Origin of the sequence: Halocatena salina (assembly GCF_023115355.1) — an archaeon.
GTDB lineage: Archaea > Halobacteriota > Halobacteria > Halobacteriales > Haloarculaceae > Halocatena > Halocatena salina.
Genome location: NZ_CP096019.1, coordinates 95,370 through 109,688, shown reverse-complemented (window position 1 = coordinate 109,688; position 14,319 = coordinate 95,370). Strand labels below are relative to the sequence as shown.

Annotated in this window: 16 protein-coding genes; 11 read left to right on the top strand and 5 right to left on the bottom strand. The window is 55.3% G+C overall.

Annotation, left to right across the window (positions count from 1 at the left end):
* The first annotated feature begins 67 nt into the window (after nt 1–67).
* The 3 genes from MW046_RS00540 to MW046_RS00530 all read left to right on the top strand — a co-directional run bounded on the left by MW046_RS00540 (nt 68) and on the right by MW046_RS00530 (nt 2,619).
* On the top strand, nt 68–1,507 hold the full coding sequence (locus MW046_RS00540) for an RtcB family protein (protein ID WP_247993628.1): 1,440 nt from the start codon (nt 68–70) through the stop codon (nt 1,505–1,507).
* On the top strand, nt 1,507–2,226 hold the full coding sequence (locus MW046_RS00535) for a DsbA family protein (protein WP_247993627.1): 720 nt from the start codon (nt 1,507–1,509) through the stop codon (nt 2,224–2,226). The genes MW046_RS00540 and MW046_RS00535 overlap by 1 nt, the downstream gene beginning before the upstream one ends.
* Before the next feature lie 105 nt (nt 2,227–2,331).
* Nucleotides 2,332–2,619 carry a helix-turn-helix domain-containing protein gene (locus MW046_RS00530; protein WP_247993626.1) on the top strand — a complete coding sequence of 96 codons (288 nt, stop codon included), beginning with the start codon at nt 2,332–2,334 and terminating at the stop codon, nt 2,617–2,619.
* Between the two features lie 71 nt (nt 2,620–2,690).
* On the opposite strand, the gene MW046_RS00525 is transcribed toward MW046_RS00530, so the two are convergent.
* Nucleotides 2,691–3,080 carry a hypothetical protein gene (locus tag MW046_RS00525; protein WP_247993625.1) on the bottom strand — a complete coding sequence of 130 codons (390 nt, stop codon included), beginning with the start codon at nt 3,078–3,080 and terminating at the stop codon, nt 2,691–2,693.
* A 256-nt stretch (nt 3,081–3,336) separates the two neighbouring features.
* On the opposite strand from MW046_RS00525, the gene MW046_RS00520 reads away from it, so the two are divergent.
* The 6 genes from MW046_RS00520 (at nt 3,337) to MW046_RS00495 (ending at nt 8,571) form a co-directional block, all read left to right on the top strand.
* Nucleotides 3,337–3,705 (top strand): DUF7344 domain-containing protein, encoded by a 369-nt coding sequence (locus tag MW046_RS00520; protein ID WP_247993624.1) that lies wholly within the window; start codon nt 3,337–3,339, stop codon nt 3,703–3,705.
* Nucleotides 3,706–3,829: 124 nt separating this feature from the next.
* Entirely contained in the window at nt 3,830–4,918 is a 1,089-nt protein-coding gene (locus MW046_RS00515) for a Gfo/Idh/MocA family protein (RefSeq protein ID WP_247993623.1), read from the top strand.
* A 91-nt stretch (nt 4,919–5,009) separates the two neighbouring features.
* Nucleotides 5,010–5,780, top strand: coding sequence for an enoyl-CoA hydratase/isomerase family protein (locus MW046_RS00510; RefSeq protein ID WP_247993622.1), 771 nt, complete (start codon nt 5,010–5,012; stop codon nt 5,778–5,780).
* Between the two features lie 341 nt (nt 5,781–6,121).
* Nucleotides 6,122–6,757, top strand: a complete 636-nt coding sequence (locus MW046_RS00505) for a nucleotidyltransferase family protein (protein WP_247993621.1) — start codon at nt 6,122–6,124, stop codon at nt 6,755–6,757.
* Nucleotides 6,758–6,842: 85 nt separating this feature from the next.
* Entirely contained in the window at nt 6,843–7,790 is a 948-nt protein-coding gene (locus MW046_RS00500) for an AAA family ATPase (RefSeq protein ID WP_247993620.1), read from the top strand.
* Between the two features lie 409 nt (nt 7,791–8,199).
* Nucleotides 8,200–8,571 (top strand): hypothetical protein, encoded by a 372-nt coding sequence (locus tag MW046_RS00495; protein WP_247993619.1) that lies wholly within the window; start codon nt 8,200–8,202, stop codon nt 8,569–8,571.
* Nucleotides 8,572–8,985: 414 nt separating this feature from the next.
* Here the strand turns inward: MW046_RS00495 and MW046_RS00490 are convergent, their stop codons facing one another.
* Complete coding sequence (locus tag MW046_RS00490) at nt 8,986–10,380, bottom strand: aryl-sulfate sulfotransferase (protein WP_247993618.1); 1,395 nt, start codon at nt 10,378–10,380, stop codon at nt 8,986–8,988.
* Nucleotides 10,381–10,743: 363 nt separating this feature from the next.
* Between MW046_RS00490 and MW046_RS00485 the strand changes: the two genes are divergently transcribed.
* The gene (locus tag MW046_RS00485) at nt 10,744–11,034 is read left to right on the top strand and encodes a hypothetical protein (protein WP_247993617.1); all 291 of its coding nucleotides are present in this window, start codon (nt 10,744–10,746) and stop codon (nt 11,032–11,034) included.
* A 42-nt stretch (nt 11,035–11,076) separates the two neighbouring features.
* Here MW046_RS00485 and MW046_RS00480 read toward each other — a convergent pair whose 3' ends face one another.
* Both MW046_RS00480 and MW046_RS00475 read right to left on the bottom strand, forming a co-directional pair.
* Nucleotides 11,077–11,382 carry a chorismate mutase gene (locus MW046_RS00480; protein WP_368411337.1) on the bottom strand — a complete coding sequence of 102 codons (306 nt, stop codon included), beginning with the start codon at nt 11,380–11,382 and terminating at the stop codon, nt 11,077–11,079.
* Nucleotides 11,340–12,185, bottom strand: coding sequence for a shikimate kinase (locus MW046_RS00475; RefSeq protein ID WP_247993616.1), 846 nt, complete (start codon nt 12,183–12,185; stop codon nt 11,340–11,342). Before MW046_RS00475 ends, MW046_RS00480 begins: the two co-directional genes overlap by 43 nt.
* A gap of 135 nt (nt 12,186–12,320) precedes the next feature.
* Between MW046_RS00475 and MW046_RS00470 the strand changes: the two genes are divergently transcribed.
* Entirely contained in the window at nt 12,321–12,752 is a 432-nt protein-coding gene (locus tag MW046_RS00470; RefSeq protein ID WP_247993615.1) for a DUF5796 family protein, read from the top strand.
* 30 nt (nt 12,753–12,782) lie between these two features.
* Here MW046_RS00470 and MW046_RS00465 read toward each other — a convergent pair whose 3' ends face one another.
* The gene (locus MW046_RS00465; protein WP_247993614.1) at nt 12,783–14,048 is read right to left on the bottom strand and encodes a S8 family peptidase; all 1,266 of its coding nucleotides are present in this window, start codon (nt 14,046–14,048) and stop codon (nt 12,783–12,785) included.
* Nucleotides 14,049–14,319: the final 271 nt, after the last annotated feature.

The following is a 14,319-nucleotide window of genomic DNA, read 5'->3' as shown; positions in this document are numbered from 1 at the left end:
CGACTGTGTGCGGTAGTCTCTCACCCTAGCGAAACAGCCATCAACGAACGGAAACAACCCTCCGCTAATGAAGCAGATCACGGGAACGCACACCGACGCTCGCTTCATGGTCGACGACGAGTCTCTTCTCGAATCGGAGGTCGTCGATCAAGTTCAAGAGCTGATCGATCATCCGGCGTTCACCGAGCCGATCGTGATGCAGGCCGACTGTCACCCCGGCTCGGGCGCGCCGATCGGATTTACGATGTCGCTGTCCGATCGCATCGTTCCGAACATCGTCGGCGTCGATGTCGGCTGTGGTATGGCTGCGACGAACATCGGGAACGAGCTGCCGTGTACGGATGCCGAGCGCGAGCGCCGGGTGCGCTCGGCGATACCGATGGGGCGGTCAGTACACGATTACGACGACGCACCGCACCTGATCGATACCTTCCCGTTCGAGCGAGCCAACGAGGTGTTCGACCGATTCGACAACGCCTACCGCGAGCGGTTCGGACAGGAGATCGATCCCATCGAATTCTCCTTCGATGGGTATGACGGGGCGTACTTCAAGTCTCTCTGTCAACGCGTGCTCGGTGGGCGATCGGTCGGGATGGGTCACGTGATCAAAAGTGCCGGTACCCTCGGCGGTGGGAATCACTTCGTCGAGTTCGCTCGCGCGCGTGAATCGGGAGAGTACTGGTTCGTCATTCACAGCGGCTCTCGGTACCTCGGGATGGCGGTCGCCCAGCATTGGCAGTCGATAGCGACCGATCGTCGGAACGCGGCGGCGGTTCGGGAATCGATTCCCCAGGAGTACTACGAGTACCTCAAATTCGACCCGGCGACGGTCAGCGACGAGAAACTACACATGTGGGTAACGGGCGGAATGGGTGAGTCGCCGCTCAAGAAAGAACGGATCCGTTCGGAGTTCGAGGATGCCGAGGTCGATAGAGTGTTCCAAGCCCTGACGAACCTCCACCCCGAGGACCGAAACGAGGCGCTCGACTGGCTCGAAGGTCGAGAAGCCCACGGCTACTACGTCGACATGCTGTTCGCACAGCAGTATGCCCGCTGGAACCGTGAACTGATGAGCGAGGCGATCTGTGAGGCGCTGGAGATTGAACCGGTCGAAACCGTATCCAGCATTCACAACTACATCGATTTCGAGGATCTGATCGTTCGGAAAGGCGCAACTCCGGCCCGAGAAGGACAACGACTCGTCATCCCCTTCAATATGGCGGACGGATCGATCCTCGCTCGCGGGCGCGGAAACGAACGCTACCACCGAACTGCTCCTCACGGTGCCGGTCGAGTGATGAGCCGTCGGGAGGCTAAAGAGAACGGCTCGATGGACGCCTTCACGACGGCGATGGACGGAGTGTACTCCGAATCAGTGGTCGAAGACGTGCTCGATGAGGCCCCCATGGCGTACAAATCCGCTGACGCGATCGCTGCGGCGGTCGAACCGACGGCGACGATCATCGATCGACTCGATGTCGTCCACAACCTGAAGGCGCTCGACTGATGACTAGATCGAATCGCTTTCCCCATTCAGCCCCGAGCGAACGGTCCTCAGACGGTTCCAGTGACGACGCGACACCCACCCCCCGGAGACTGTCGCGGCGAGCAATGCTCGCCCTTAGCGTGGGAACCGTCGGATCGCTCGCTGGCTGTACCGTTCCGTTTCTCGGTGGACCCGATCCGCCCGACTGTACGGGCGATCAGATAACGGAGCTGCCAGCCCCTGCTTCCGGTCCCGAGGAAGCTCCCGTCACGGTTGCGATCTACACGGATTTCGACTGTCCCCACTGCCAAGACTTTTTCACCGAAGCGTATCCAACTGTCCGCGACCGAACCTCAGCAGACACAGTCCGATTCGTTCACCACGACTTCCCGATTCCCGTTTCAGAATGGTCCTACCCCGTTGCAAGCGCCGCTCGCGCGGTCCAAGACGCCAGATCCGAGGCGGCGTTCTGGGAGTTTACCGAACAGGCGTACCAACACCAATCAGAGTATTCGACTGCCGTCCTCGAAGAACTCGCCCAGAAAACGGAAACCGATCCGAAAACTGTCCGGAATGCGTCCGAACAGCTGCCGTACTGCCAGCTACTCAAACAGGAACGCGAGCACGGCACCGATCGGGGTGTCGAGGGAACGCCGACCGTCTTCGTCAACGACCAAAAACTAGAAGCGCCGTCTGCGGACGAACTCACTACTGCAATCACTGATGCCACTGACTCTTGATCGACGGTCAATTGTGGCTGAGATGTCAGATTCTGCTCTTGAAGAAAGACAGTTGAGGCTGTCGAATGGGAACCGGTTTCCGTCTTCCCTCGATACTGTTCGTGTATGTCACCCGCCGACACGTCGACTGGTAGCACGATCGAGCGTTCGTATTCCGACTGCGAACAGTTGCGGGATCAATCTCCTAGCGCGAAACTGGTGTATCGTGTCCTCGATGAGAGCGAGTCACCACTCACGACGCGAGCACTCAGTGATCGCACGCTGCTCTCACCGCGCACGACGCGGTATGCTCTTCGACGGTTGCGAGAGGTGAATCTCGTTATCCGGCAAACTTGCCCCGACGATCCGCGTCAGTACCGGTACCAAACCGCCGAGATCGACCGCACGCGCTGATCGTTTCTGTGAAACACCACGAGGGGGAGTGAAAAAACCGTATAACCATCCCTTACCAACCCTCAGACCGCTCACTCATTGATCCCGAACCCGAGCAGTTGTGATCCCGCCCAGACAGACAGCTCCATCACCCGTTCAGAATCAGGGATGTGTGTCTCGATATCTAACGCTTGCAGCCCTTCGATCGGAATTTCGAGTTCGAGAGATTCCCGGTTTGGCGATGGCCGCCGAACGGTTCGGGTGAATCGTGTCCGTTGATTCGGATCTAAAGTCGGTTCGCCGAACGCAAGGAGCAGTCCAAGCATATCGACGGACGTCGGATCGAAGTAAAACTGTGCACCGGGTCCCAAACCGGTCGCTCGGATTGCATCAGTTATCACGAGCGCATCGATCCTATCTATCGTAGGACGTGGGAGGTTCACCGTCTGTATTTTCGTGAGGGTCGTGGCAATGGATGACACGGGATAGCGAAACCCACAAACGTATCAATGATAGTTATTCACACCCATTACTGCGCTTATCACGTGGCTCTGTCTACAGTAGTGGAAGTAACCATCCAATACAGTTTTATACAATATTAATACTTACGAATAAAAATTGTCATAGATAATAATACATGTTAGGTATTAACTAGTATATTACCATAAAATATTTACTGTATTGTAATTAATAAACACCAGTGCACAGTGACAGACCGCGTGGCGACATCGACGAGCAATGACCCGAAGAGATCCGACAGCACACGTTGAGCGACTGCGTGAACTGTCCGATCAGGAGTCGTTTCTCGAACCGATCAGCACGCTGCGTCGGCGTACTGTCATCCGTTATATGAACCGCCTAGCCCCAACCGCCTCGGTCAACACCAAAGAGCTTGCCCGTGTGTGTGCCTCGATCGAGCAGAACGAACCCCTGTCAACGTTGGCTCGATCCGACTTCCGACGGTCCGTCCAAGGACTCCGCCAGCGGGACCTGACTCGACTTTCGATCGCAGGAGTTCTCGACACACAGGGCACCGACTCCATCGTTCGAGGCGAACGGTTCGAACTGTACGCCGATGTACTCACGGCCATTGACGCGAAACTCTAGTGAGCTGTCGTCAGGGAAACGACGCTCCATCCCATCCACCGTTCTTTGACCAGTGGTGGCCGAACTGTCGGCGGGTACAGAGAAACCTTCATTACGTATGGCGTCACAACAGTCAACAGTTGACATGGTTGGGCCGATACAGACCGGAATCGTTGGCTTAGGCACGATCGGACAGTACCACGCGGATCAGCTCACGTCGCTTGCTGCCCAGCACGACGTGGCGTTGTCCGGTGGAATGGACATCGCTGCATCGGCGCGCAAGCAGTTCGGAAAGATGTTCGACGTTCCGACGTTTGATTCGCACGAAGCGTTGTACGACCACGTCGATGCAGTGATCATCACGACACCGAACCGGTATCACGAGGAATACACGCTCGCCGCCTTCGAGGCTGATCTCGATGTTCTCATCGAAAAGCCACTCGCTCATACCACCGAGAGCGCCCAGCGTATCACACGCGCAGCGCGAGATAACGACCCCACCTGCCGGGTAGGATTTCACAACCGCGTTGCCAACCCCGTAGAAGTGTTGGTGGACTACCTTCGTAGCGGACGGTTCGGCGACGTGTACCACATCGAGGCGAACTACCTCCGTCGACGTGGAATCCCCGGTCGTGGGTCGTGGTTCACGAGCGAAGCGACAGCGGGCGGTGGCGCGCTCGTCGATATCGGCGCACACGCGATCGATCTCGCGTTGTACCTGCTCGAATTTCCGGAGGTGACGGACGTATCGGGCGTAACCCGGTCGGTGTTCGGCGATCGGTCGGAGTACACGTACCTCGACATGCACGGGACGGAAGGAGACGGGTCGTTCGACGTCGACGATTCTGCCAGCGCATTCATCCGATGTGGGGACGACACGACGATCTCGCTTGACGTCGCGTGGGCAGCCAATCGTCCACCAGATACCACGTTTGTCGTCCATGGGACGGAAGCTGGTGCACAACTCGATCTCCATTCTGGGGAGTTGACGATCTTTGAAACCGCTGCCAGCGGCGCTCCACACTTCTCGGATAGTACTATCACCACGCGCGAAGACAATGCTCACCGGACCGAACAACTCCGGTTCCTTGACGCCATCGCCGGCTCCGACTCATCGCTTGCCACCCCTAACCAAGCCCTCACTACCCAGCGCGTGCTCGAAGCCATCTACCGATCGAGCGATGGCGGAACCGGTCAGTCGCTGGAAACGAAACCGTTGCTCACCGTTGAGTAACGGCGACCACTCTCGGTTTGGCGGTAAGCCGAGGTAAATCACCTCGATTGTGAGACAACGGAGTTAGGACGCTCCGATCGAAAGTGCTGGCATGACGGAGATAACAGTCAGCCGTGACGACGAAACAGCAACAGTAACGATCTCGAATCCCGAACGAATGAACGCGCTTTCGACCTCGGCGTGTGAAACGATGGCCGAATCGTTGCGGACGCTCGCCCACGATCGTTCAGTGCGGTGTGTGGTCGTCACTGGGAGTGGAGAGGCGTTCTGCTCTGGAATCGATCTCGCAGGAGGGGCTGGAGCCGGAGGACCGGCAGCCGAACTCGAAGGCGGGTTAAACGCCATCGCAACGAGTCTCCTCCGGATGGAAAAGCCGACCGTGGCGTCAGTATCCGGCCCAGCGATCGGTGCTGGGGCTTCGATCGCCACGGCGTGTGATTTCGTGTACGCTGCTACGTCCGCCGAGTTCGGATGGGGATTCACGGACATCGGACTGGCTCCCGACACCGGCGCGACATACGTTCTCCCCCGGCTCGTGGGAGTGCGGCGGGCGATGGAACTACTCACTACTGGCCGACGGATCAGTGCCGAGGAGGCCGTCGATCTCGGCGTTGCAACCGAGGCCATCCCGGATCCACAGCTGGATGAAGTCGTCAACCAACGAGTCGAGATGCTGCGTTCACGGCCGACGCGAGCGGTTGGTGAAGCAAAACGACTCCTCTTACGGAACACACACCGTTCACTAGAGGAGGCGCTTGCCGCCGAGACACGCGCCCAGAAACGCATGGTTACCACTGATGACTTCTCAGAAGGAATCCAAGCGTTCGCCGAACAACGAGATCCTGAGTTCACCGGGCGATAGCAATCCCTACCTCGAACGCGATCTCGAAGTCGATGTCGTCACACCTTCTATCATCTACGATATTTGTTTGTATATCTGTACCAATAATATATATGTAGAATGAGTGAACCCTGCCTGTGTTTATTAACCCATCAGAAGCAATTTATGCGCGTGTGTGTAACTAGCAGGCATGAGTCAGGGCAGTGCTGTTCTGTTCCCCGGGGAGAACATCCACGATCCGAGCCGTGTGAACTCTTCCACCGATACGGAGGCGATCTCTGCAAACAGTATTGTCTCTCGAAGCCGACGAAAACGGATCGTGATCGCTGCGATAGGCCGCCCGTCCGGAGTGTGGTGTTCGCGTGAGTGAAGACGAGCCACCGGTCGTGGAGCCAGCGACGTACGACACCGAACTGAACGACGAGGTGGGGTGTGTTCTTCTCGCCGCGGGACAGGGAACCCGTTTTACCGAAGGCAACAAACTGTTACACGAAATCGACGGCGTACCGGTCGTCAGACGAGCAGTACAGCCGTTTCTTGCCGTACTCGACGATGTCGTCGTGGTCGTTGGCCACGACGCGCCTGCCGTTCGAGCCGCGTTCGATGGACTAAACATCACCTTCGTGGTAAACGAGGAGTACACTCACGGCCAGAGTACCTCCCTCCACTGTGGGATCGTCGTGGCCCGCAACCGAGGATGGGATGGAGTCCTGTTCGGCTTAGGAGACATGCCGTTCGTCGATCCCGAATCAGTACAACGACTGCTGAAAGTACACGCAGCATCCTCATACACCATCCTCGCGGCTGCTTACCAAGGGGATCGAGGAGATCCGACCCTATTCGATGCTAGCCATTACGATGCACTCTCTGCCATCGAGGGCGATCAAGGAGGTCAAACGCTCATCGAGGAATCGGAGGGAGCTGCGCTCGTCGAAACGAACGATCCCGGCGTCATCCGTGATATCAACACAGTTTCGCAGTTCGAACAGTACTGCTAACCACCACATAAAATATGTATGAATTATGTATTATAAGAGAGACAAGATACAGTACTAATATGTAGCCACCACTTGGAGAATGGGCATGGACATCAGCGACGCCACCGCCCGGTGTGATGCTGTCCTCGAAGCGATCGAAACGGCCGTCATCGCTGATCGAGAGGTGCTTGAAACGGTGTTAGTGGGGCTCATCGCCCGTGGTCACGTCCTACTAGAGGACGTTCCCGGGACAGGAAAAACGCTAACCGCCCGAAGCATGGCCACGGCACTGGGACTTTCGTTTTCGCGTATCCAATTCACACCCGACCTACTACCCGCGGACATCACTGGTACTCACATCTTCAATGAACAAGACCGCACGTTCGAATTCTCGCAGGGACCGATCTTCACCCACATACTCCTCGCCGATGAGATCAATCGTGCGCCGCCGAAAACCCAAGCTGCGCTCTTAGAGGCGATGGAAGAGGGACAAGTCACGGTCGACGGCGAAACCCATTCGCTTCCGGACCCATTTTTTGTCATCGCAACTCAAAATCCGATCGACATGGAAGGCACGTTCGCCCTTCCGGAAGCACAAGTCGACCGCTTTATGATTAAAGCAAGCCTCGGATACCCTGACACTGCTGGAGCGGTCGAACTGCTCGATCGCCGGCTCACACGTGACCAACAAACTCCCTCTGTCGAGGAGATGGTTACGACCGACCACGTACGGACACTCCAAGCCGTGCCCGAATCGGTCCACGTCGAATCGGATCTCCTCGAATACATCGTTGCAATCACGGAAGCGACACGGCAGAGCCCTCACGTCTCAGTTGGCGTATCGCCACGAGGAACCCAACGGCTGCTTGAGGCAGCCCGTGCGTACGCCGTGCTTCAGGGCCGAGAGTTCGTCACGCCCGATGACATCAAAACGCTCGTGCCACCTGTACTCGCCCACCGACTCGTCCGTACCCCGGAGGCAGCCGTCGAGGAGCTGTCAGAACGAGAAATAGTTCGAGATATCCTTGCCAACGTCTCCGTACCGACTGTGTAGGACCCGATACCCACCCCCTCACTCTTCAGTGACAACATCTCGAAATCCGCCGAAGAACCGAGAAAGCGATATTATATTACATATATCGAACGCTTATAGCAAGGCACGTACGGTAGAGATTATGGAATGATGGAATATATTCTCGCTTCACGAGACAGTTGAGAGGGGAGCTTATCCGAACGAGGATTCTACCCCTTCTGGTGTATCCATTCGTCCGTTCGCATCCTGAGACACTGAATCAGCTGACACCCGTTTTTCCGTCTTGGTTCGGAGTAACCCGTTTACAGTTACATTGCCCTATGCTAGATCCATCCATATTATTTTACTATCATTTAATGTCACATATTTATTATATTTTATTCATACTACCGGAAGTGTTATATTAATAGATACAATACTGAAACAGTGGATGTTGATCTGGAGCCGAGAAATCAATGCGGATGACATTGATGTGTGGATTGCTGCGTTACGCTCGGAGGACGAAGAGAGCTGGGAGGTAGAACTAGAACCTATCGTACGGACGACGTTGCTCGCAATGGCAGCTAGCGACGCTACGTACACGGGCAAAGATCTATACCGGGTGTTTCACTCACCCGTTCGACGCAGACAGTTCATTTCGGATGAGCGGGACGAATCCACGGTAAGCGGACGTTCGATGATCGAGCTTTCGATGGTCGATGAATCGACGTACTCCCGACTTGCGAGCCGGGTCCTCTCGTGTTTCCGATCGAGCACGGGGCACACGCCGTCGTCAAGTCATCGTGGAGGTCGGGCTTCCTGATCTCGGCCAGAGGTCGGTGTACTAACCGACTACATCGTTAACAAACGACAGCACTGCTATGGAGATTACTTCCCAATGAGTGTTTCGGCGCCGTTACAGCACTACGTTTGTAACCTCTACATTCACACATATAACATTCTTAGATAGTATATTAAATTATATAATTATATGTAATATTATGTGTTTCTAGTTTTGAAGAGTAGCTGCATGGGATCGGAAGGTGATATACAATCAATTATATTAATAAGGTGTATTTTGGAGCAGTGTTAAATATCACTTATTAAGTATATGCCGATTTCACGGCGGCTACAGCCCAATATTAATTAATATGGTTTGTATATGTGTGATACTGGTGCGGGTGTATGTATAAATTCAAACAGAATTGTTCGGAGGGAGGACGGCAGGCGATCGATGTCACCGAGCACGAAGGCGGCGAAGCATCGTTCGGATCCGTTCGCGGTGAACGAAGAGTTCTCCACTACCCCACATAATGCCAATGAACAGTCCACAGCTGAGAAGGAAAAACGCGTTGGGACTCAGCCAGACGGGACGAACCCACGGAGCAACTTTGCTGAACCGATCGAGACCCAGCGCGATCGTGTAGCCCCCTGGGATCTCCTTGACAGAGGTGGCGATCCGGTCTGTGAGTTTCGGTGCGGTGATATCCCGTCCAACGTTCGCCGATCCGTTCGTGAGCGCGTAGCTCCCCGTTTGGTTCAACTCCTGCATCGTCGGTCCGGCCGGTTCGTGTCCGTGCACGGGTCGTTCGACGTCGTACGGAAGCCAGGGCGCGCTGTACTCCCAGACGACGGTACCGTTAGGGGCGATCTCGATGACTCGGTGATTGAGAGTGTCTGTTATCAGAGTGTTACCACTTGGGAGGCGGTCGGCGTCCCGTGGCCACGAGAGTTCATCAACACCGGCTTCCCACGTCTGGTTCCACTCACAGTTTGGTTCCATATCCCCATCGAGCACGTGATCATTTGCCGCCCGGTCACAAGAGTATTCGACGACCCGATCGTTTTCACTGTCGGCGACGAGGAACGTCGGCCGTCCATCCGGACCTTGGAGATACGAGGGATTGTGTTGCTCATCGAGCGTCGAATAATTCCCGTCCTCACCCAGCCGCATGACGATTTCATCAGTCGATCGATTGATAACGATGACTTCGTCGAAATTACGGGGTGAAACCATGTACAATCCGGGAGAAATGACGTCGACGTCGTTGACGTGAGTCCAATCGTCGGATGAGACTCCCTCATCTGTTTCGTTCGGATAATGATCACGGAAGCGCCATTCCCAGTTGACCTCGTCGGTCGTTCGGTTGTAAACGAATAGGCGATCGTCGCTGGTACCGTTTTCCGTGTTGCGCATGTTCGCAACGAGCAAATTCCCGTTTTCGGTCAGGGTGATGTCGTGGGTGTCCCACAACGGAAGTGTCTCTGACCATTTGACAGTACGCGTATCCGGATCCACCCGCAAAACGCGAGTTTGTTTTTCGACTGTACCGACGACGAGTAGATCACCGTTCGCAAGTGGATCCACATCGTAAAACCACGATACATCGAATTTCTCACCAGGTGCGAGCCACCCGAGTGAACCGTTCGGTGCAACTGAAAGAAGGCGTGCTGGTTTCTGGGGATTCGTCTGCCCCCAGATATTGTATCCCTGAACGGAGATAACAGTGTCACCAGGCGGTTCCCGATCTATCGAGACTGGATGTACTTCCGGCGGTGAGTAGTCTATCGTCGCCGAAACTGCTGAAACACACAGTAGAATGACCACCAAACCGAGACAGAGGCGGATCATACTCCGCCGCCCTGCCACTATCGAATAGAGTCTTCTCATTGCGAATTCACTGGTGTGTTATTATTAAATATATGCTGGTTCGGTGTAAGTCGCATCTAATTCGATACGCCACCGAGAGCCGTATTAGAGCCTCCGTCTTCGAAACGCGTCCGGACGGTCGTTGATCGTTCGACGACGAGACGGCCCCTCTTTTTCAAAAATACCATCTCACCAATCTCATAGTCAATTTCAGGGAAAATTTAATATACGAAAGCTATTGATATACAATACAGGGAATGGTGTTTAACGATCACGCAACACGGTGTCACGGACAGCAATAACGCATTCTTACTGATAATATCGAGAATATTGTTCAAACGTAATATGACACAATCAGTGATCGATCACGACTGCTGTCGTACCGTTCGCAGTGCAGCACTGCGATCTCTCACCAAACGACGCGATCACCCGACACCAGAAACGGTGAGGACAATCACCCTCCAAGCGTTGTATGATCATCATCCACACGTGGCACTCGAAGACGTACTAGAGCTTCGCGTGTTACTCGATGGGCCCCGTCACGAGACTCCGGTCGACGAACAGGTCGATGCTGTCCTTGAAACCGCGTTCAGCGAACTTACCAAGTGGAATATGGTTCCGGCTGTGTCCGTGTGACTGCCGCAGAGATCGAGAACGAACCGTCAGTAGAACAAGACATCACCGGGATTCCCGTTGATGGACTTTGTTTATCTCGATGAGCAGTCTGAAAATGGCTTTCACAAGGTTTGCATCCACATCGAAGCGGGCCGCGTTCTCGCCTGCCCGCTCCATCACCTGCTGTTCCTGCGATTCGTCCGTCGTCGGAAGCCCTCGTTTGCGCTTGACTGATGCGATCGATTCGGCAACGTATGTGCGTTGTGCGATCAGTTCCACGATTTCGCGATCGATCGTTTCGATCTCATCGCGCAGTTGTTCGAGAGTCATTTCCTCTGTGCTCCGTCCGTCCGTGTTGTCGTCAGCCATGTGTTTCCTTCGTACGTGCTCCACCGTTCTTGGATCCGTTCGAGTTCCGATCGATCACCGACTGCAACGAAGCTCGGACCCGTCCCCGATACGGTGACACCATCGGTGTGGGGCATGGCTGTCACGAGGGGATCAGTCGGGAATTCTAGTGCTGCACAATAAGCCAACCCGTTCACGGTCATTGCCCGTCCGTAGTCGCCCGCCATCGCTAGATCGGCAACGAGATCGGCCATGGGTGCGATCGTTTTACACCGATCGACATCGGCATCGGTACTGAACGCCCGTTCGTTCGGTGTCCAAACGAGCACGTCCCAATCGACGGTATCGTGATCGAGTAACTCATCGCGTGTGTTGTCGGTGATCGTCAATCCGCCGAGCATGCTTGCGCTGGCGTCGTCGAACGCTCCTGTGACGGTGACGCCGGTGTCCCTGGCAGCAGTAACGCCGATTCGAGCAGCGTCCTCGCGGGAACAGGACGTGTCGAGCGCGTCGAGTGTCGCAAGCACTGTCGCGTTGGCGGCTGCGCTCGAACTCTTCAATCCGGCTGCCATCGGAATCTCACTCTGCGTTTGCACCGTCCCACCTTGCTCATCGCCGAACCGTTCGACGACCAGTTCGACACACCGTTCGATAAGTCGTGTATCGGCGTCCGGTGCGTCCGCTATCTCGCCGGTGATCGGCCCGTCGGGCGTGAGTTGGACGCTCGCAGTTGTCTCACTGTCGATAGCGAACGCCGATCCGATCCCGGTTGCAAGCGCGTTCAAAACAGTGCCAGCAGCAGGGGCTATTGCTCGGCCGTTCACACGTATTCCTGACGGTGGGTACACTTACCACTGGTGGTCCTGGCCAAGGTTACACGGAAACACACAAAACGTTTGATAGGATGCGAAAAGGAGCCAGTGCGTGGTTCTCTTATAGGTATCTCGAATACGTGTTGTATGGGCAAACGAAGCGAGATTTCTCCGGATACTCTTCGGATCGCTCTTGAGCCGGAAGGGATCGAAGTAGAATACCTAGACGATCGAAGCGTGTTCTATCACGGCGTACCGGAGAAAACGAGTGAATCAGTCCGTGCACCGCCAGGCACGCAGGTACACGTCCTTATCACTGATCCCACAGAGACCGAAGGCGTGATGATCTACGTGAACGACCGGAAGACTGCCGACGAGATCCTCCGTAACACCGGTGTCGGACGAGTGTTGTTGGAGTCAGATGAAGAGCGATCGATCTTTCCGGGCGTTACAGTGCAACGATCCGGCTACCAGATCGAAGTCGCTTCCGATCCGTCGGCTACGCGCGGGCGCGTATTCGTCTTCAGCGAAGACGAACGCGCAGAACGATCGTGGGAGATCGTCGCCGAAAGCGAGTGAAAGCTATTGTCGACGGATCATCTCTCCCGTTTACTCGATCCCGATCGCGGCAGGAACGTCGAGTAGTCCACCACCGGCTTCGGTCTCCGAAAGCCCGATATCTTCGGCTGTCGCGGTGAGTCGTTCGGCTGCTTCGGTGTTCGAATAGCCGTCGGCCATCAATGTCCCACCGACACCAGCGACGTGTGGACAGGCCATCGACGTTCCTGAGAGGGACTGATACGAGCTTAGGAAGGAGAGATACGTTGATCGGATGTTCGCTCCCGGCGCAACCAGATCGACCTCTGGCCCGGTCGAAGAGAACGAAGCGAGGTCGTCGTCGCTGGTCGTCGCCCCGACGCCGACGACCTCGGGATAAGCGGCTGGGTAGCTGACACAGTCGGTACAGGGACCGCTGTTACCGGTGGCGGCGACCAACAAAGTTCCCTGATCGACAGCGTACTGACAGGCTTCCCGGAGAAGCGACGAATCCTGCCCCATACCGAGACTCAGACTCCCGACATCCCATCCCTGATCAGCGACGTATTCGATTCCAGAAGCAATATCCGACGCGGTACCACTTCCCAGTGCTGTGAGCACTTTTACACCATGGAGTGTCGCATCGGGACTCACACCGACGACACCTTTCGTGTCGTTCATGGCAGCCACGATGCCGGCACAATGCGTTCCGTGACCGTTGTCGTCTTGCCAGTCGCTGATGAGTCCGCCTTGTGTGGTTGCGCCAGCGCGCGTTGCCTTCTGATTGACCCGCTCGCGCTTGCGTTCAGCTCGCTTCTGCTCGCTCGAATCAGAAAGGATCCCGATCCCAAGGGTAAACGAATCGCCTTCACCGATGTTTGCATCGAGATCCGGGTGGTAACTATCGATGCCAGTGTCGATAATGGCGACATCACTGCCTGTACCAGTCCGTCCGTGCTCGTGAGCGACGTTGCTATCGACGCGGTCGATCCCCCATGGTAGTTGCTGCTCGAACGCCTGAGCAGTTTGATCCCGTTCGACATACCGCACCGAATCGTCTGTCTGAAGAGTCTGGACCGATCCGTCCGAAAGGAACAGTTCGGGGACCGCAACGGTCGCTGCACCCCATGCGTACGTGCGAAGAATGTCGATGTCGTTCGCCAGCGTGACGATCGTATCGAGGACGCCGTCATCGTGGTATCCCACGTTGATCGCGACGAGATTTTCCTCGATTTCGTCGATGACATCGGAAACCAACCCGAACGCTCCGACACCGGCGACAGACCGAAGGACGTCACGACGGCTTGGATCGAAACTGTTGGAGGGACTTTCTGTCATATATGGTAATACAACTACAATAAATCCACCAACATATAATATTATCTGAATTCATTTTATGTGTATTTGTTAGTGTATACTATTGATATAGTTCCAACTAATACCATTTTACTATAATGAGGCATGAGAAGGGACATCATATTATATAAAAGATAAATTGAAACGGGTGATGGCCATCAACCCCGAACCTCAGCAACGGTAAAAACACGTTCGAGGTCGGCAAGGTCGTCCGTCTCCGTCATTCCCATCCGATAGATACGGGTAGAACAAT